Annotated in this window: 16 protein-coding genes and 1 pseudogene; 5 read left to right on the top strand and 12 right to left on the bottom strand. The window is 73.5% G+C overall.

Annotated elements, in window-relative coordinates; translation table 11 throughout:
* Positions 1 to 20: 20 nt before the first annotated feature.
* The 6 genes and pseudogenes from AC2CHG_RS05220 to AC2CHG_RS05195 all read right to left on the bottom strand — a co-directional run.
* Complete coding sequence (locus tag AC2CHG_RS05220; RefSeq protein WP_013284161.1) at positions 21 to 281, bottom strand: WhiB family transcriptional regulator; 261 nt, start codon at positions 279 to 281, stop codon at positions 21 to 23.
* 460 nt (positions 282 to 741) lie between these two features.
* Positions 742 to 1,080 carry a hypothetical protein gene (locus tag AC2CHG_RS05215; RefSeq protein ID WP_013284160.1) on the bottom strand — a complete coding sequence of 113 codons (339 nt, stop codon included), beginning with the start codon at positions 1,078 to 1,080 and terminating at the stop codon, positions 742 to 744.
* Between the two features lie 13 nt (positions 1,081 to 1,093).
* The gene (locus AC2CHG_RS05210; RefSeq protein WP_262012468.1) at positions 1,094 to 2,491 is read right to left on the bottom strand and encodes a DUF4331 domain-containing protein; all 1,398 of its coding nucleotides are present in this window, start codon (positions 2,489 to 2,491) and stop codon (positions 1,094 to 1,096) included.
* 72 nt (positions 2,492 to 2,563) lie between these two features.
* Positions 2,564 to 2,857 carry a hypothetical protein gene (locus AC2CHG_RS05205; protein ID WP_366624111.1) on the bottom strand — a complete coding sequence of 98 codons (294 nt, stop codon included), beginning with the start codon at positions 2,855 to 2,857 and terminating at the stop codon, positions 2,564 to 2,566.
* Between the two features lie 150 nt (positions 2,858 to 3,007).
* Positions 3,008 to 5,533 carry a bifunctional FO biosynthesis protein CofGH gene (locus AC2CHG_RS05200; RefSeq protein WP_484524256.1) on the bottom strand — a complete coding sequence of 842 codons (2,526 nt, stop codon included), beginning with the start codon at positions 5,531 to 5,533 and terminating at the stop codon, positions 3,008 to 3,010.
* A 172-nt stretch (positions 5,534 to 5,705) separates the two neighbouring features.
* Positions 5,706 to 6,638 (bottom strand): annotated as a pseudogene (locus AC2CHG_RS05195) (hypothetical protein); the annotation flags it as partial.
* A gap of 99 nt (positions 6,639 to 6,737) precedes the next feature.
* Between AC2CHG_RS05195 and cofD the strand changes: the two are divergent.
* Both cofD and AC2CHG_RS05185 read left to right on the top strand, forming a co-directional pair.
* Entirely contained in the window at positions 6,738 to 7,685 is a 948-nt protein-coding gene (gene cofD / locus AC2CHG_RS05190) for a 2-phospho-L-lactate transferase (RefSeq protein ID WP_484524255.1), read from the top strand.
* Positions 7,682 to 8,767: a coenzyme F420-0:L-glutamate ligase gene (locus AC2CHG_RS05185; RefSeq protein ID WP_484524254.1), complete on the top strand. Its 1,086-nt coding sequence runs from the start codon at positions 7,682 to 7,684 to the stop codon at positions 8,765 to 8,767. Before cofD ends, AC2CHG_RS05185 begins: the two co-directional genes overlap by 4 nt.
* 15 nt (positions 8,768 to 8,782) lie before the next feature.
* Here AC2CHG_RS05185 and AC2CHG_RS05180 read toward each other — a convergent pair whose 3' ends face one another.
* Positions 8,783 to 9,772, bottom strand: a complete 990-nt coding sequence (locus AC2CHG_RS05180) for an ArsR/SmtB family transcription factor (RefSeq protein ID WP_366624102.1) — start codon at positions 9,770 to 9,772, stop codon at positions 8,783 to 8,785.
* Positions 9,773 to 10,014: 242 nt separating this feature from the next.
* Positions 10,015 to 11,058, bottom strand: a complete 1,044-nt coding sequence (locus tag AC2CHG_RS05175; RefSeq protein ID WP_402810300.1) for a hypothetical protein — start codon at positions 11,056 to 11,058, stop codon at positions 10,015 to 10,017.
* A 39-nt stretch (positions 11,059 to 11,097) separates the two neighbouring features.
* On the opposite strand from AC2CHG_RS05175, the gene AC2CHG_RS05170 reads away from it, so the two are divergent.
* The gene (locus AC2CHG_RS05170) at positions 11,098 to 11,667 is read left to right on the top strand and encodes an NUDIX hydrolase (protein ID WP_366624098.1); all 570 of its coding nucleotides are present in this window, start codon (positions 11,098 to 11,100) and stop codon (positions 11,665 to 11,667) included.
* A gap of 57 nt (positions 11,668 to 11,724) precedes the next feature.
* Here the strand turns inward: AC2CHG_RS05170 and AC2CHG_RS05165 are convergent, their stop codons facing one another.
* Both AC2CHG_RS05165 and AC2CHG_RS05160 read right to left on the bottom strand, forming a co-directional pair.
* Complete coding sequence (locus AC2CHG_RS05165; protein WP_262012477.1) at positions 11,725 to 12,816, bottom strand: mannose-1-phosphate guanylyltransferase; 1,092 nt, start codon at positions 12,814 to 12,816, stop codon at positions 11,725 to 11,727.
* Positions 12,817 to 12,880: 64 nt separating this feature from the next.
* Positions 12,881 to 14,026: a glycosyltransferase family 4 protein gene (locus AC2CHG_RS05160; RefSeq protein WP_194798512.1), complete on the bottom strand. Its 1,146-nt coding sequence runs from the start codon at positions 14,024 to 14,026 to the stop codon at positions 12,881 to 12,883.
* 150 nt (positions 14,027 to 14,176) lie between these two features.
* Here AC2CHG_RS05160 and AC2CHG_RS05155 point away from each other — a divergent pair, with 150 nt between their 5' ends.
* Positions 14,177 to 14,866 (top strand): TIGR03089 family protein, encoded by a 690-nt coding sequence (locus AC2CHG_RS05155; RefSeq protein ID WP_484524253.1) that lies wholly within the window; start codon positions 14,177 to 14,179, stop codon positions 14,864 to 14,866.
* A 10-nt stretch (positions 14,867 to 14,876) separates the two neighbouring features.
* Here AC2CHG_RS05155 and AC2CHG_RS05150 read toward each other — a convergent pair whose 3' ends face one another.
* Both AC2CHG_RS05150 and AC2CHG_RS05145 read right to left on the bottom strand, forming a co-directional pair.
* The gene (locus AC2CHG_RS05150) at positions 14,877 to 16,868 is read right to left on the bottom strand and encodes an acetoacetate--CoA ligase (protein WP_484524252.1); all 1,992 of its coding nucleotides are present in this window, start codon (positions 16,866 to 16,868) and stop codon (positions 14,877 to 14,879) included.
* 153 nt (positions 16,869 to 17,021) lie between these two features.
* Positions 17,022 to 17,537, bottom strand: a complete 516-nt coding sequence (locus AC2CHG_RS05145) for an acyl-CoA thioesterase (RefSeq protein ID WP_484524251.1) — start codon at positions 17,535 to 17,537, stop codon at positions 17,022 to 17,024.
* A 23-nt stretch (positions 17,538 to 17,560) separates the two neighbouring features.
* Here AC2CHG_RS05145 and AC2CHG_RS05140 point away from each other — a divergent pair, with 23 nt between their 5' ends.
* The gene (locus AC2CHG_RS05140; protein ID WP_484524250.1) at positions 17,561 to 18,214 is read left to right on the top strand and encodes a hypothetical protein; all 654 of its coding nucleotides are present in this window, start codon (positions 17,561 to 17,563) and stop codon (positions 18,212 to 18,214) included.
* Positions 18,215 to 18,247 lie beyond the last annotated feature (33 nt).

The raw sequence follows: 18,247 nt of genomic DNA, 5'->3' as shown, positions 1-18,247 counted from the left end.
CCCGTGGACCCGTACGTGGATCAGGCGGCGACCCGCCGCTTGAGCTTGCGCCGCTCCCGCTCGGAGAGGCCACCCCAGATTCCGAACCGCTCGTCGTGGCCGAGCGCGTACTCCAGGCATTCCGTCTTCACTTCGCACCGCGAGCAGATGCGCTTCGCCTCGCGGGTCGAGCCGCCCTTCTCGGGAAAGAACGCCTCCGGGTCGGTCTGCGAGCAGAGCGCTCGCTCCTGCCACTCCGGCGCGTTCCCGAGCAGGTCGGCCACCTCGAGCTGGCCGTCCATCGATTGCCTCCTTGTCGCGCACCGGCGTCATTCGCCGCTGCAACCCCCCACGCGAAAGGCGTGCCTGTCCGTACGGTCACCATTTGTTGCGTTCCGTGCGAACAACCCCATTCAAATTACACGCGTGTAATGCGTGCGCCGTCAAGCCAAACTTGATAATGGAGTCGCCCTCCCGACACGTCCGTGACGACCGCCCCGGTCGCCCGTAGCCTCGCAACCTGCCCTATCGATTCAGACCCCGGACGAGTAACGCCCTCCCCGGCGAGTTGCCGGAAGTTTTCTGCCGTGGCGCATCGCCGACAGGCCGGCCGGACGCCCCCGCCGGCCGCTCGTACCAAGATCAGAATTGGTGGGGCAAAGGGTAACCCGCTTCCCGCGGTACCGCCCGTCGAGCCGTCCAACGCCGACCGCGCCCCGTCCATCATGTGGACGAGGCGCGGGTTCCGGCGCGACTGACGGATCAGTCCAAGCGGGCTGGTGAGCTGGTGGGCCAAACGAATTCGGCGATCGACCCACCGGTGACCGAGATCGCGCCGGCGGACGTACTCTCGTCCCACCAGACGGTATACACACCCGCCTCCAGATCCGGGTAGACCGCACTGTGGAACACCCCGTCCCGGACGTGCCGCTCGCGTACGGCGGAGTGGGTCCGCGGGCCGTCGAGGTCCACGCGGCTGATCTCGATCTCCCGGCCGTGCAGGTCCCGCCCGGTGTGGATGATCAGCGCGCCCCGGTCCCCGCCGAGGTCGAGCACGACGCTGCCGACCTCCGACGGGCCGAGATCGTGATGGTGTGACATTCGCCGGCTCCCGTCAGGACTTCTTCGCCTGCGGGTTGCCGAACCCGTCGTACGGCGTGCCGAGGAACGGGAAGTCGGCCAGGAACGGCGCTGTCACGTCGGCCGCGCTCAGGCCCGGTGTCACCGCCGCCGCGGCGGCGTCCGGCCGGAACGTCTTGTCGACCAGCGGCACGGTCAGCCCGGCGATGGCGCGCAGCGCGATCGTCACCACGTCGTCGGCGGGACGGCGGCCGTTGGGGAAGCCGGCCAGGTCGCCGCCGAGCACACCGAACCGGTCCGGGGTACGGCTGGGCCGGATCGCCGTGTTCAGCCGCAGCATGTCCGCCTGCACGTCGCCGGTGGTGTTGGCGAAGCCGTCGATCAGTCCGGCCGGGACGCCGGTGAGCAGGATCGCCACCAGGTCGGCACGCGGCTTCTTGGACTTGTTCAGCGCGTCCAGATTGGGAAACACGCCCGGGTAGAGCGCCGGCAGCAGTCCGGCCAGCTCGGGCCGCTCCACGAACCCGGCGAACCGCTTGTCCTCCGACGGCGGCAGCGTGTTCCACACGTCCTTCCTGGACATCGGCACGATGACCTCGTTGAACAACGGGTTACCGAGTCGCGACACCTGCGTGAAGGGCCCGGCGGCGGTGTCGGCAGCGACCCGGTCCCCCAGCACCCGCACCTGTTGGCGGGACGCGCTGGTCCAGACCCCGATCGTCGAGGCACGGTCGGCGTAGCCGTAGCGGGACGCCTTGCGGCGTACCTGGCGCAGCGGCACCTGCACGGCGAGGCTGTGCACGTTGAGCCGGTCCAGCGCGTTCACCGGCTCGCCCTCGGTCCGGAACAGCTTCTTGCCGGCGACGTGCAACTGCTGGAACGGCCGCAGCGTGCCCAGGTCGAACACCGCGCCCAGGTCGACGAAGAAACCGTCGGCGCGTTGCCCGGCGAACACCTTCTCGCCGGTGGACAGCTTGAACGTCGCCTGCCGGACCAGGTTCTGGTAGTTCGGCGTGGACAGCGGGCCGACGTTGCACGGCGGGCAGGGCAGTTTGTGCGCCAGCACACGGGCGCGACCGTCCGCGATCCGGGTCAGCCGGTAGAACTGGCGCCGGTTCCAGTTCTTGCTCTCCAGCGACTCGATCGGCCCGGTGTTGTAGAGAAAACTGTTCTGGTTCGTGATCTCGGTAGTGAATTCGAAACGATAGGTGACGTCCGGATAACCGTCCCCGTCGTTGTCGATGTGAATCTCGTACCGGACGTCGTCACCGAACTCGAAGAAGTTCGGGCCGCCGGACGGAAGCTGCACCGGCACGTAGTTGGCGATCAACGTGACCGTGTCCGGCTGGCTCGGCGTGACGAACGCGTACAGGTCGGAACTGTCGGCGACCGGATCCTTGGCGATCTCCGGGGCCTCGCGGTGAGAGGACATGGCGGACGCACCTTCGTCGGGGGAACGGAAGTCGGAACCGGCGCCGGGAGCCCGCGCCGGCGGAGGGTGGGATCAGCGCCGGCCGGCGGCGCGCACCAGGCGGTCGGCCAGGCCGCGGTCGCGTACCTCGACCCGGTTGGCGCCGACGAAGACGTCCATGACGCCGGCCGCGGCGTCGCGGAGATGGACCACGATCGGCTCGTCGCGCCGGTTCGCCGTGGGGGCGTTCTGCGCGGCGGACAGGCCCGGCACGGTGAGGGCGGCGGCGCCCAGTGTCGCGCTCGCCGCGGCGGTGAGCGTCTGCCTGCGGGTCAACCGCGGCCAGGTCCGCCGTTTCGGCGCCTCGGTGGTCTCGTCAGTGCTCATCGGCAACCTTTCCGGACCGGCGCCGCAGCGCCGCAGCGGGCCGGGCGCCCGGACACCGCCGGGCCCCGGTTCGGGGTCACCGGCGGCGGTCCTCGCCGAAACCGCCGCCGGCATCCACAGGTACGGGCCGCGGCGGGGAAAGGTTCGACCTCAGGCGCGGGCGTGACCGTACGCGGTCGTCCGCTTGCGGAACGGCCTCCCCGCGGCGGTCGCGATGGCGCGCAACTGCTCCTCGGTACGGGCCGACCCGTTGCCCGAGCCGGCCATCCGGGAGATCGTCTCCTCCATCAACGTGCCGCCCAGGTCGTTGCAGCCGCCGCGCAGCATCTCCACGGTGCCCGCGTCGCCGAGCTTCACCCAGGAGCACTGGATGTTGTCGATCCGGCCGTGCAGCAGCAGCCGGGCCATCGCGTGCACCACCCGGTTCTCCCGCCAGGTCGGGCCCGGGCGGGCGATGCCGGCCAGGTAGATCGGCGCGTTCGTGTGCACGAACGGCAGGGCCACGAACTCGGTGAACCCGCCGGTACGGTCCTGCACGCCGGCCAGCACCCGGAAGTGGGCCAGCCACTGGCCCGGGTGGTCCACGTGGCCGTACATCATCGTGGAGCTGGACCGGATGCCCAGCTCGTGGGCCGTGCTCACCACCTCGACCCAGGCGGAGGCCGGCAGTTTGCCCTTGGTGAGCACCCAGCGCACGTCGTCGTCGAGGATCTCGGCGGCGGTGCCCGGGATGGTGTCCAGCCCGGCCTCGCGGAGCTGGAGCAGCCACTCCCGCACCGGCACGCCGGCCTTCGCGGCGGCGGTGACGATCTCCATCGGGGAGAACGCGTGCACGTGCATGTCCGGCACCCGCGCCTTGATCGCGCGGACGATGTCGGCGTAACCGGTCACCGGCATCTTCGGGTCGATGCCGCCCTGGAGGCACACCTCGGTCGCGCCCGCGGTCCACGCCTCCTCGGCCCGGTCGGCGACCTGCTCCAGCGAGAGCCGGAACGCGTCGGCGTCGCTCTCCCGCTGGGCGAACGCGCAGAACCGGCAGCCCACGTAGCAGACGTTCGTGAAATTGATGTTGCGGTTGACCACGTAGGTCACGTCGTCGCCGACCGCGTCCCGGCGCGCGTCGTCTGCGAGCCGGCACAGCTCGTCCAGCGCCGGGCCGTCCGCGCCGAACAGCGCCAGCGCCTCGGCCTCGTGCGCCGGCGTCAGCAGCGCCGCCGGGTCGTCAGCGGCGAGCCGCAGGCCCGCGCGCAGGTCGGCGTCCGCGCCACCACCCACTGGTACGCCGGCGCGCGCCTCCGGCGCCACCTTGCCGGCCACCTCGGCCCAGTCGCCGTAGACGCTGTCGAAGTCGCCCCGCCGGTCGTCGGTACGGCCGGTGACGTCGATGGTGACGTGCAGGTCGGTGCGGCCGCCGTACACCTCCTCCGGCTCCTGCCAGGGCCGTCCCTCCGGGCGGGCCGCCTCGACCGCGAGCCCGGTTGCCGGGTCGGCGAGCGCTGTGACGTGCGGCAGCAGGCGCGGATCGAGCCACGGCTCGCCCGCCCGGACGTACTCCGGGTAGACGGTCAGCCGCTCGCGCAGCGTGAACCCGGCACTCGCGGTACGCGCCGCCAGCTCGTCCAGGTGCGGCCAGGGCCGCTCCGGGTTGACGTGGTCGGGCGTGACCGGGGAGACGCCGCCCCAGTCGTCGATGCCGGCGCGCAGCAGCAGGTCGTACTCGCCCGCGATGAGGTTCGGCGGGGCCTGGATGCGGGCCTTCGGGCCGAGCAGCACCCGGGCCACCGCCACTGTGGCGGCCAGGTCGTGCAGCTCCGCGTCCGGCATGCCGCGCATCGCGGTGTCCGGCTTGGCGCGGAAGTTCTGCACGATCACCTCCTGGAGGTGGCCGTACTCCCGCATCGCCCGGCGGATCGCGAAGATCGCGTCGACCCGCTCGGCCCGGTCCTCGCCGATGCCGATCAGGATGCCCGTGGTGAACGGCACCCCGACCCGGCCGGCGTCGTCGAGCACCCGCAGGCGTACCGCGGGTTCCTTGTCCGGCGAGCCGTAGTGCGGGCCGCCGGGCTCGGACCAGAGCCGGGTGGCCGTGGTCTCCAGCATCATGCCCATGCTCGGCGCGACCGGCTTGAGTCGCTGCAGCTCCGACCAGGTGAGCACGCCCGGGTTCAGGTGCGGCAGCAGGCCGGTCTCCTCCAGCACCGCCACCGCGCAGGCGCGCAGGTAGTCCAGCGTCGAGTCGTAGCCCCGCTCGTCCAGCCAACGGCGGGCCGCCGGCCACCGCTCCTCGGGCCGGTCGCCGAGCGTGAACAGCGCCTCCTTGCAGCCCTGCGCGGCGCCCTCGCGGGCGATCGCCAGCACCTCGTCGCGTTCCAGGTAGGCGGCGGGCAGCCGGTGCGGCACGGTGGCGAACGTGCAGTAGTGGCAGCGGTCCCGGCAGAGCCGGGTCAGCGGGATGAAGACCTTCTTCGAGTACGTGACCACGCCCGGCCGCCCGGCGTCGCGCAGCCCGGCGTCGCGGATGTCGCCGGCGATCCGGAGCAGGTCGTCGAGCATCGGCCCGCGAGCGGCCAGCAGCGCGCTCGCCTCGCCGGCGTCGAGCGCCCGGCCGGTGGCGGCCCGCCCCAGTGCCCGCCGGATGCTCGCCTCGGTCGGTTCGGGCTCGCTGCGATCAACCATCCGCCCAGCCTAGGCGCTGCCGCACGGCCGGATGCCCGCCCCCGGTCGCGATCCGGGCAGCGGGACGAACCGGGTGGTCCCCCGCACAGCGGCGGGCGGGACGGTGCGGGCTGGTGGCGGGCCCGAGGTGGCGGCGGGCGACGATGCTCCGTCCCCCCCCGCCCGGACCTGAGCGGGGCTGGTTCGGGTCCTCGCGGTCGAACCGCTGGGTGCGCTCGTCGTCGGCGGCGGCCGACGGCGCGCCCGGCTCGGCGGACTGGCGCGGGATCGCCTGCGTCGGGTCGGCCGACGGCGGCTGGCCGAACGGCGGCGCCGACTGCGACGAGCCGTACTGCGGCGGCTGCTGCGGACCGGCGTACGGCACGCCGGACTGCGGGTCGGCGGACGGCGGGCCGGACTGCGGCGCATGCGGCGGGGCGGTGTTGAACGGCGGCGCCGACTGCGGCTGGCCATACGGACCGGGCTGCTGCGGCCAGCCGGGCGGCGGCGAGCCGGCCTGCGGGAAGCCCGGGCCGGGCTGCTGCGGGTAGCCGCCCGGACCGGGGTAGCCGCCGGGCTGACCCGGCTGCTGCGGCCAGCCGGGCTGGGCCTGGCCGTACACGCCCGGCTGCGGCTTGGGCTTCGGCACGTAGTAGAGCGTGCGCCAGATCTTGAACACCACGAACGCGGCGACCCCGAAGATCGCCAGCCACGCCACGCGGGTGAGCAGACCGAGGAACGCGTCCAGCACCTCACCGTCGGCGAGCCGGCCGACCAGCCAGATCAGGAACGTCAGCGCGCCGAACACGACGGACACGGCGTACTCGACGAGCGCCACCTGCGTGATCAGCTTGGCCTTCGGTACGACCGGGAGGATCGCGGTGGCGATCAGGACGGCGAGTAGCGGCAGGACCGTCGACTCCAGGCCGACGAAGGTGAAATACGTGCTCCCGGCCCGGCCGCTGGCCGTGCTGTAGTCGTCGATCGGCAGCAGGCGCACCAGGCCGACGAAGAGAAGCACGGCGTTGGCGCCGAGAAGGACGAGCGCTGCGAGTTCGCGCAACGGCTTGATCAACTGGCTGGCCTGCGCGGCGTCGCCGGACGCGGGCTCGGCGGGGCTGGTCACGGACTCCCCCAGGGGACGAAAGCGGACAGTTGCCGAAGTGAGCGTAGTCTCTCCGGCCACCGGACGATCGACGGCGGCGCGTGCGGAAGGATGGACGCCATGCGCATCGTGGTACTGACCGGCGGCATCGGGGGCGCCCGTTTCCTGCTCGGCGTGCGGGCGTACGCCCGCGAGGTGGGCGCCGAGGTGACCGCCGTGGTGAACGTCGGCGACGATCTGCTGCTGCACGGGCTGAAGGTCTGCCCCGACCTGGACAGCGTGCTCTACACGCTCGGCGGCGGCGCCGACCCGGAGCGCGGCTGGGGCCGGGCGGGCGAGACCTGGACGGTGAAGAACGAGCTGGCCGCGTACGGCGCGGAGCCGAGCTGGTTCGGCCTCGGCGACAAGGACGTCGCCACCCACCTGGTGCGCACCCAGATGATCAACGCCGGCTACCCGCTGTCCCAGGTGACCGAGGCGCTGGCGGCCCGCTGGCAACCGGGCGTACGGCTGCTGCCCGCCACCGACGACCGCCTGGAGACCCACGCCGTCGTCACCGACGAGCAGGGCCGGCGGGCGATCCACTTCCAGGAGTGGTGGGTTCGCCATCGAGCAGGCGTACCCACCGACCGGTTCGTCTTCGTCGGCGCCGACGCGGCGAAGCCCGCGCCCGGCGTGGTCGAGGCGATCGCCGCCGCGGACGTGGTGCTGATCGCGCCGAGCAACCCGGTGGTGAGCATCGCGCCGGTGCTGGCGGTGCCCGGTCTGCGCGAAGCGGTGACCGGCGGACCGGCCCCGGTGATCGGGGTGTCCCCGATCATCGGCGGCGCGCCGGTACGCGGCATGGCCGACCGCTGCCTCGCCGTGCTCGGCGTGGAGTGCAGCGCGGCCGGCGTGGGCGGCCTCTACGGCGCCCGGCCGGCGGGCGGCCTGCTCGACGGCTGGCTGGTCGCGCCGGAGGACGAGGGCACCGTGGTGCCGGACGTGACCGTCCGCGCGGCGCCGCTGCGGATGACCGACGAGGCGGCGACCGCCGCGATGGTGCGCGCCGCGCTGGAGTTGATGTGAGGCTGGAGATCCTGCCGGTGCAGGGCATCGGCGACGTGACCGAGGGCGACGACCTGGCGGCGCTGATCACCGGTGCGGCGCCCTGGCTGCGCGACCACGACGTCCTGGTGGTCACCAGCAAGATCGTGTCGAAGGCAGAGGGCCGGCTGGTCGACGTGCCGGCCGACGGCCCGGAACGGCTCGCCGAGCGGGACCGCATCCTGGCCGGGGAGACCGTCCGGGTGGTGGCGACGCGGGGCGCGACCCGGATCGTGCAGACCCACCACGGGTTCGTGATGGCTACCGCCGGCATCGACGCCTCGAACGTGGACAAGACCCGGCTGGTCCTGCTGCCCGTCGACCCGGACGCGTCCGCCCGGGCGCTGCGCGCCGCGCTGCGCGACGGGTACGGCCTCGACGTGGCGGTCATCGTCAGCGACACGATGGGCCGGCCGTGGCGCAACGGGCTCACCGACGTGGCGCTCGGGGTCGCCGGCATGCCGGCGATCCGCGACCACCGGGGCGAGGTCGACCCGTACGGCAACGAGCTGTTCGTCACCCAGATGGCGGTGGTCGACGAGCTGGCAGCGGCCGGTGAGCTGATCAAGGGCAAGTGCGACCAGGTGCCGGTCGCCGTGGTGCGGGGTTACCTCGCCGCGACCCGGGACGACGACGAGGGCGCCCGCACGCTGGTGCGCGACGCCTCGATGGACCTGTTCTCGCTCGGCACGGCCGAGGCGCGCGCCGCCGGTCTGCGGGCGGCGGCGACGCTCGCGGACCGGGTCGGCCCCGAGCCCGCCGATGCGGACGCGGTGCGGCGGGCGATCGAGGCGGTGGCCGACGTGGTCGCGCCGGGCACCGTCTTCACCCACGTCACCGACGACGAGGTACGCGACGGACTGGCCGCGACGGTGCCCGGCTGGCCCGCCTCGGCCACCGGCCTGCTGCTCGGCGCGGCGCCCACCCCGGTGGACCGGGCGGACCTGGTCCGGTTCGGCGCGGATTTGCAGCGCCTGCGCGCCGCGCTGGCCGCGGAGGGGATCGACTCGACGTTGCTCCCGCCCCCGTCCGGCAGCGCCGCGAGCGCCACGCTGGCGCTCTGACTCCGGCGGGCGTGCTCAGGCGTCGAGGACGGCCCGGCCCAGCGGGGTGAGCGTGTGCAGGACGGTGTTGCGGTCACGCTGGCTGACCAGCAGTCCCGCGTTGCGCAGCACCGTGGTGTGCTGGCTGGCCGCGGCGGCGGAGATGCGCAGCCGGCGGGCCATCTCGCCGGTGGTGCAGCCGTCGTCGGCGGCCTGGAGCACCCGGGAGCGGGTACGGCCGAGCAGGGCGGCGAGCGCCTCGCCCTGCGGTGACGCGGCGGCGCCGGACGCGGGCGTCAGGCCGGCGAGCCGGTCCACCGGGTAGACCAGCACCGGCGGCAGCGTCGGATCGACCAGCGCCACCGGCGTACGCGAGCAGAAGAACGACGGCACGAGCAGCAGCCCCCGGCCGTCCAGGTGCAGTTCCCGCGTGTCCGGGTAGTCGAGCACCTCCAGCACGCCCGAGACCCAGCGCATGTTCGGCCGCAGGCTGGCCAGCAGCCCTTCGGCGCCCCCGTCGAGCATGGCGCGCGCACGCCGGGCCCGGTCCGCCTCGACCGCCGCCTGCACCCGGGCCCAGTAGGGCGTGACCGCCAGCGACTGGTAGCGGGCCATGGCGTCGGTGAGGTGGTGCAGCGTCGCGGGCTCACCACGGGCGAGCGCACTGGCCGACGACGGCAGCGCTGTCTCCCCGGCCAGCCGCGTCAGGTCGCGGCGCAGCATGTCCACAGGGGTGCCCCGGACGGCGTCCAGCCCGGCCTCGATGCCCTCCCGGCTGGCGGACGGGGTGAGGAAGTCGGGGAAGTAGCCGCGCGGCGGGTTGAGCGCGAGCAGCAGCCGGTACTGCTCGGCGTCGGTGTCGGTCCGCAGTCCGTGCGCCACGGTGCGCCGCCACGTGGTCATCATCGGGTCCCGGCTGCGCCCCTGGAGCAGGTGCAGGCTGAGGACCAGCTCCCAGAGCGGGTCCGCGGCCGGTGCGACCCGGGTCCGCAGGACGTCCTCGCCCGAAAAAATGATCTTCAACATGGATTGCTCCCGTGCGGACGGCGGGGGTGCCAGCCACACTTCGCACTGTACCTGCCGGCACTAATCTCCATCTTTAAGCGTCAGGTGAAAAACCTCGACGGCGGGTGGGCGGGTTGGGCAAACTCTCTGTTGCCTGCCGACGCCGGGGCGCAACATCGACCCGGACGCCGGCTGACGGGCGTGGCCGGGTGGCACCACGAGGGTCTGCGACTTCAGTCGCAGGGGTGCCGCCCGGCCCTCGCTCATCCGATCCAGAGCGCCACCCGATGGTCCTCGTCGGTGACGTAATAGCAGCGTCCCGCCAGCTCGGCCAGCCCCTCCACATGGTGGAACGGCGCCAGCTCCGCGACCACCTCCCCCGCCACCAGGGCGTCCCCGCCCGCGTCGTGCCGGAACCGCACGTGCCGGGAGGTCACCTCACCGCCGTGCGGGTGGTCGTCAAGCAGCACCGAACCCTTGCCCAGCGCGTCGATCGACCCGGTCACCGCCGCGTAGCCGCCGTCGCCGGTCGGCGTAATCGCGCGGAAGCCGGCGAGCGCGCCGGGCGGCGTCACCCCGGTCAGCGCGTACGCCCCGAGCGCCCGCAGGTCACCCGAGTGCTCCGGGTCGTCGAACATCTCCGGTACGCCGGCCAGCTCGACGTAGACCGGCTCCCCCGCGGCGGTCACCGGGAACCGCAGGCCCAGCAGCGCCGTACCGGCCGGGGTGAACGCCGCCGCCTCCACGTTGACCGGCAGGTCGTCGGCGGCCAGCCGGGTCACCCAGCTCTTGGCGCGGGCGGTGCCCCGGGCCAGCGTCTCCACGATGAACCGCTCCCGGACCCGGTCACCGGCCGGCAGCAGCGTCAGCGGGGCGGCGGCGAGCGCGTCGTTCACCGCCCGGTGCAGCCGGAAGCGGTTGCGCACCACGTGCACCGGCAGCGGCCCGGCCACCGCGTCGTCCTCCCGGAACCGGGCCACGAACGCGCGCCGGGGCCGCAGCGGGCCGCGCTTGGACCCGAAGTGCGAGCCGAAGACGTACACCCAGCCGTCGTGGTGGGCCAGCGCCTCGCCGTCCTCGGTGCGGCCGTTCTCCGGGCCCGCGTCGGCGGCCACGTGGTGCGCCTCCCAGTGGCCGTCGTCGCGTTCCAGCAGCAGCGCCAGGCACTGCTCGACCGGCCCCTCGTCCAGCACGGTCCAGAAGCCGCGGCGCGCGCCGTGCGCCCGCAGCAGCGCGGCCGACCGCACCGGCAGGAGGTCGCTTGCTTCGTTCCCGGCCACCAGGAACTCGACGAGTCGCAGGGTCACCGCGCCAGGGTACGGAGACGGCGCTCGTAGAGTGTCCGGGTGCCCGACCTCACCTCGTACACCGAACTGCACGCCGACGCCGTCGCGACGCTGAGCCGCTGGACGGCGACCAGCCCCGCCGCCGGCGCCGCCCGGGACCGCACGCTGGCGCTGCTGGCCGACGGGCCGGTCGCGATGAGCCGGACGCACCGCGCCGGGCACGTCACGGCGAGCGCGCTGGTGCTCGACCCGGACGGCCGGGTGCTGCTCTGCCTGCACGGCAAGATCCGCAGGTGGATGCAGCTCGGCGGGCACTGCGAGCCCGGCGACCGGACGCTCGCGGCCGCCGCTCTGCGCGAGGCCACCGAGGAGTCCGGCATCACCGGCCTGACCGTCGAGCCGGAGCCGATCGACGTGGACATCCACGAGGTCACCTGCCAGGGCGGGTCGTTCCACTACGACGTCCGGTACGCCGCCCTGGCCCCGGCGGGCGCGGTCGAGCGGGTCAGCGCGGAATCCGAGGCGCTCGGCTGGTTCACGCCGGACCGGCTGCCCGAGCCGCTCGCCCACGCCACCGCCCAGCTCGTGCCGCCGGCGCTCGCGGTGCTGGCCCGCCACGCCGGCGGCTGAGCGCGCCGGTACCGCGCCGCGCCGCCGGACGCGTGCCCCCTCCGGCGGCCCGGCGGATCAGACCAGGCCCTCCTCGCCGCGTTCCTTCAGCTCGTCCACGATCTTCTTCACGTCCTGCGCGCGGTCGCGCGGGCAGACCAGCAGCGCGTCCGGGGTGTCCACGACGATCAGGTCGTGCACCCCGACGGTCGCCACCAGCCGGCCGGAGTGCGGCACCACCACGGTGCCTGTGGTGTCGTGCAGCAGCACGCCCGGCTTGGCGTCCCCGCCCAGCACCACGTTGCCGGCGCCGTCGGCGGGCAGCACCTCGCCGAGCGTGTGGAAGTCACCCACGTCGTTCCAGCCGAAGTCGCCGGGCACCGTACCCACCCGGCCCGCAGTCGCCGCGCCCTCCATCACCGCGTAGTCGACCGAGATCCGGGGCAGCGTCGGCCAGATCCGGCCGAGCACGTCGTCCTGCTCCGGGGTGCCCCAGGCCGCCGCGATGGCGGTGATCCCGGCGTGCAGCTCCGGCTGCTGGCGGGCCAGCTCGGACAGGAAGACGTCCACCCGCCAGACGAACATGCTGGCGTTCCAGAGGTGCCGCCCGGAACGGACGTACACCTCGGCCACCTCGGCGGCCGGCTTCTCCTTGAACTCGCGTACCGGGCGCAGCGTGCCGTCACCCACCGGCTCACCGGTCTCCAGGTAGCCGTAGCCGGTCTCCGGACGCGTCGGGGTGATGCCCACAGTCATCAGCAGCCCCTGCTCCGCGCCCCGGATGGCCTGCCGTACCACCTCGGCCAGCCGGGCCGGGTCGCCGATCAGGTGGTCGGCGGCGAACGAGCCCATCACCGCGTCCGGGGTCCGGGTGGCGATCACCGCCGCGGCCAGCGCGATCGCGGCGCAGGAGTCGCGCGGCGACGGCTCGACCAGGATGTTCTCCTCCGGCAGGCCAGCCAGTTGCCGAGCCACCGCCGCGGCGTGCGCGGCACCGGTGACCACGAGCGTGCGCTCCGGAGTGGTCAACGGCGACAACCGGTCGACAGTGGCCTGCAACAGCGAGGCGGCGGTGCCGGTCAGCGGGTGGAGGAATTTGGGATGGCCGGCACGGGACAACGGCCACAACCTCGTGCCGCTGCCGCCCGCCGGGATGACGGCGTAGAACATCAGCACATCATGCCCGAAGCGGGCGAGCCGTCACGGTCGGTCGCCCGGGACCGGCAGCCGGCGCTCAGGACCGGGCCCGTCGCCACGCCGCGATGTGGACCTCGGCGCTGGACTCCCAGGTGAACTCCTTGGCCCTGTCGAAACCGGCCTTGGCCAGGGACAGCCGCCGCTGCTCGTCGTCCAGCAGGGCGGCCAGGTCGGTGGCGATCTGGTCCGGGTCCTCGCTGGTGTAGGCCACCGCGTCGCCGCCCACCTCGGGCAGGGACAGGCGCGGCGTGGTGAGCACCGGGGCGGCGCACGCCATCGCCTCCAGGATCGGCAGGCCGAAGCCCTCGCCGTACGAGGGGTAGGCCGCCACCAGCGCGCCGCCGAGGAAGCCGGGCAGGTCGGCGTAGCGCAGGTAACCCGGGCGCAGCAGCCGCAGGTGCGACGGGACCTCGGCCACCGCGCGGTCGATGTCGTCGTCGTGGCCCTGGCCGCCGGCCACCACCAGCGCGGGCGGGTTCGGCCGGTCGGCCACCGCCCGGGCCCAGCCTCGGATCAGGTTGGGTACGTTCTTGCGCGGCTCCTTCGCCCCGAGGAACGCGATGTAGCTGCTGTCGCCGAGGCCCAGGCGGGCCCGGACACGTGCCTTCTCCTCGTCACCGGGCGCGTGGAACGCGTCCTGGTCGACGCCGTGGTAGGCGACGTCGATCCGGGTCGGGTCGGCGTCCAGCAGCCGGATCAGCTCGTCGCGGGTCGCCTTGCTCGGCACGATCACCCGGCCGGCCCGGCGCAGCGACGTCTTGATCGCGCTGCGGAAGAACGTCCGGCGCGACTTGTCGTAGTGCTCCGGCTCGGTGAAGAAGGTCGCGTCGTGCACGGTCACAGTCACCGGGCAGCCGGCGCGCAGCGGGCAGGTGTAGAACGGCGAGTGCAGCACCTCGGCGCCGACCTGCTGGGCCAGCAGCGGCAGGCCGGTCTGCTCCCAGGCCAGGCGCGCCGGCCGGTGCGCGACCGCCGCCGGGGCGGGGATCACCTCCGCGCCGGGCAGCATCCGGGTGTAGCGCTCCAGGTCGGTGCGGAGGCTGACCACGGCCAGGTCGACGCTGGTGCCGCAGACCCGGCCCAGCGCGCCGAGCAGTCCGTCGACGTATCTACCGACGCCGCCACGGTCGGCGGGGACACTCGTGGCGTCGATGAGAACGCGGGGCGGGCGACCGGCGGTCACGGGGCGACTCCTCAGGTGGCGCAGTTGTGGGGAAGAACACTCTCGGCAAGCCTACGCCGGGCCCGGCGGAAGGCGCTGACCGCGACCCGACGGTACGCCGACTTGTCGTTGTCATCGAGTACGCACGCGGGGCGCGTATCGTTCGCGCCGATGGCCGACAACATTGCCCGGGTGTTCGCCGACGCGATCGCGACCGACCCCACCCGACCGCTGCTGACCTGGTACGACGACGCCACCGGCGAGCGCACCGAACTTTCCGGCGCCACGCTCGCGAACTGGGTGGCGAAGACCGCGAACCTGCTCACGGACGAGGTGGGCGCCGCGCCCGGCGACACGGCCGGGGTGCTGCTGCCGCCGCACTGGCAGACCGCCGCAGTGCTGCTCGGCTGCTGGTCGGCGAAGCTGACGGTGGCCGGCACGCCGGGGCCGGTGGAGGCGCTGTTCGTGGCTGTCGACCGGGTCGACGAGGCGGCCGGGTGGCCGGCCGGCGAGCGGTACGCGCTGGCGCTCGACCCGTTCGCGCTGCCGATGCGGCAGGTGCCGGCTGGCTGCACCGACTTCGTCGGGGCGGTACGCGGGCACGGCGACCACTTCACGCCGTACCCGGCCGCCGGGGACGGGGACGCGGCGCTGCTGGCCCGCGCGCGGGCGCGGGCGATCGAGCTGGGCCTGACCCAGGGCGACCGCCTCCTGGTAGACGTGACCACCCACCCCGACCCGGTCGACTGGCTGCTCACCCCGCTCACGGCAGGCGCGAGCGTGGTCGCGTGCGCCCACCCCGACCCGACCCGCCTGCCTTCCCGCGCCGAAACCGAGAAGACCACCCACACCCTGCGCTGACCCTCCAGCGTCAGCGCGGGGAGACGGGGGTGTCGGTGGTGGCCCGACGCTGGGCCAGGGCGGCGAACGCCGTCAGGGACTCGGGGTTGGCCAGGGCGCCCTTGGCCGCCGCGCTGTCCACCGGGGTACCCGTCAGGATCTTCTTGACCGGCACCTCCAGCTTCTTCGCGCTCAGCGTGCGGGGCACGGCCCGGACCTGGTGGATCTCGTCCGGCACGTGCCGCGGCGACAGCGCCGTACGCAGCTCCCGGCAGATCTTCTTACGCATGTCGTCGTCGAGTTCCAGGCCCTCGGCCAGCACCACGAACAGCAGCAGCTCACCCGCGCCGCCCTCGTCGTCCTCCAGGTGCACGACCACCGAGTCGACCACCTCGTCCAGCCCCTCGACCACGGAGTAGAACTCGGCGGTGCCGAGGCGTACGCCGCCCCGGTTGAGCGTGGCGTCGGACCGGCCGGTGATCACGCACCCGCCGCGCTCGTTCACCGTGATCCAGTCGCCGTGCCGCCACACCCCGGGATAGACCTCGAAGTACGCCTCCCGGTAGCGCGCGCCGTCCGGGTCGTTCCAGAACCCGACCGGCATGCTCGGCATCGGCTCGGTGATCACCAGCTCGCCGAGCTGCCCGATCACCGCGCTGCCGTCGGCCGAGCGGGCCTCCACCTTCGCGCCCAGCGCCCGGCAGGCGATCTCCCCCGCGTACACCGGCAGCAGCGGCACGCCGCCGACGAACCCGGTGCACACATCAGTGCCGCCGGACAGCGACTGGAGCTGAAGGCGGTCGCTCACGTTCTCGTACACCCAGGTGAAGCCCTCGGCCGGCAGCGGCGCGCCGGTCGAGCCGAGGCCGCGCACCGCGGACAGGTTCGCGACCTCGCGCGGGAGCAGGCCGGCCTTGCGGCAGGCCAGCAGGAACGGCGCGGACGTGCCGAAGTACGTGGTGCCGGTGTCGGCGGCCAGCCGCCACAGCGCACCCAGGTCGGGGTGGCCCGGGTTGCCGTCGAACAGCACGATCGCCGCGCCCACCGCCGGGCCGGAGACCAGGAAGTTCCACATCATCCAGCCGGTCGTGGTGAACCACAGGAACCGGTCGGACGGACCCAGGTCGTGGTGCAGCGCCAGCATCTTGAGGTGTTCCAGCAGGATGCCGCCGTGGCCGTGCACGATCGGCTTGGGCAGGCCCGTGGTGCCGGAGGAGTAGAGCACGTAGAGCGGGTGGTCGAACGCCACCGGCGTGAACGTCAACGGCTCGTCCGTCGGCGCCGCCAGCTCCGCCCACGGCAGCGCGCCGTCGGGGGCCGGGCCGTCCGGATCGAGGTACGCGACGGCGACCGTGTGCCGCAGCGACGGCAGCGCGGCCCGGATCGCGGCCACCTCGGCGCGCCTGTCGACAGGCTTGTCGCCGTACCGGTAGCCGTCCACGGCGACCAGGACCGTCGGTTCGATCTGCTGCCAGCGGTCGGTGACGCTGCGGGTGCCGAACTCGGGCGCGCAGGAGGAGAAGATCGCGCCCAGGCTGGCGGTGGCGAGCAGCAGTACGTACGTCTCCGGGATGTTCGGCGCGTACGCGGCCACCCGGTCACCCGGTCCCACGCCGAGGCGGCGCAGCCCGGCCGCCACCCGGCGGACCCGCTCGCGCAGCTCGGCGGCGGTGAGCGTCTCCGGCGCGCGCGTCTGACCGTGCGCGATCACCGCCGGGTCGTCGTCGCCCAGACCCGGCATGCGCAGCACGTTCTCGGCGTAGTTGAGCGTCGCGCCGGGGAACCAGCGGGTGCCCGGCATGGCCCGGTCGGTGAGGGTCGCCGTCGGCGGGGTGTGCGCGACCACCTGGAAGTAGTCCCAGATCGAGCGCCAGAACGCGTCCAGGTCGGTCACCGACCACTGCCACAGCGCGTCGTAGTCGGCGAACTCCAGCCCGCGGTGCTCGGCCAGCCAGCGCAGGTAGTCACCGATCCGGGACCGCTCCCGCACATCCGCCGGCGGCGTCCACAGCACGTCAGCCACTGTTCCACCCTCCCCTGGGCCCGCCACGACGGTGTGCCGGAGCCGTGGCGCCATCTTGCCCTACCTCGTGCCGCCATTGTCCGCGCCGGGTGCGCCGTACGGGGCGTGCCCCGCCCACACCCCGCACCCCGCACCGGTGTGGGCGGGCACCCGTCAGCCGGCGCGGTGGGCCTGGATCGCGCGGCGCCGGGCGAGCCGGTGCGCGCGCCGGATCTCGGCCTCCCGGAAGCGGCGCTCGTCGTCCGGCGTCTCGGGCAGCACCGGGCGGACCTGCCGGGGCGTGCCACCCACGTCGACGCCCACGAACACCAGGTACGCGGTGGCGACCCGGACCGGCTCCTCCTCGGCCGAGTCCCAGCGCTCGGCGACCACCTTCACCCCGACCTCCATCGAGGTCTGGCCGGTCCAGTTGATCTGGGCGTGGGCGTGCACCAGATCGCCCACCCGGACCGGCTCGGAGAAGACGATCTCGTCGATGGACGCGGTCACCGCAGTGCCGCCGCTGTGCCGCGCCGCGGCCGCTCCGGCAACGTCGTCCACGAATTTCATCAGTACCCCACCGTGCACGGTCCCGTACAGATTGACATCGACCGCGGTCATGATGCGACTGAGCGTGACGCGGGAGTACGAGGTCGGCTTACCCGGCGGGACCGCGGGATGATCTGTCATGCCGGAAACGGTACGGTGCGCGGATGCGACATCTCTGGAGCTTCCTCGCCGGGTTGGCGGTGGCGCCCGTCACCTGGGTGCTCGTCACGCTCGGTCAGGACGGATCTGAGCGGACCGTCGACCGCTGGGTGGAGATCGGGACGTACAGCACGCCGAACCTGATCGAGCCGGCCGTCTATCTGGGCGTCGCCGGCATCCTGCTCGGCCTGCTCGGCACGTTGCGCTTCTCGCCGTTCGGCCCGCTGGCGGCCGGTCTGCTACTCGCGGTCCCGTACCTCGGGCTGTTCGTCGCGCCGTTCAGCGTGCGGGACCGGGTGCCGGACGACCTGAAGCTGCTCGGTGACCCGCTGCCGCTGCGCGACCCGCTGGACAACGGCACGCTGTTCCTCATCGGGGTGCTGCTGCTGATGGCCGTGTTCAGCACGAGCCGCTGGCGGCGTCCCGCCACACCCGCGACGGCCGAGGCGGAGCTGACCCCGGCCGTCACACCGGTGGAGCACAAGCCGACGCTCACCGACTGGCCGCCGGTGCCGGCGAAGGACCCGGACACGCCGCCGCTCACGCTGGCGTACCCCGAGTCCTCCACCGAACCGCTGCCCCGCCGCACCGGCGGCGAGTCGCCGTGGTCCGCGCCCCCGCGCGGCGCGGGCCGGCCGGAGGGCACCGAGAGCCGTTGAACGAGCTCGGGCGGGCGGGCCGGTGCTCACCGG

The sequence above is a fragment of the Micromonospora sp. ATLC20 genome, assembly GCF_057196585.1.
This window is presented reverse-complemented; position numbering and strand designations above follow the sequence as displayed.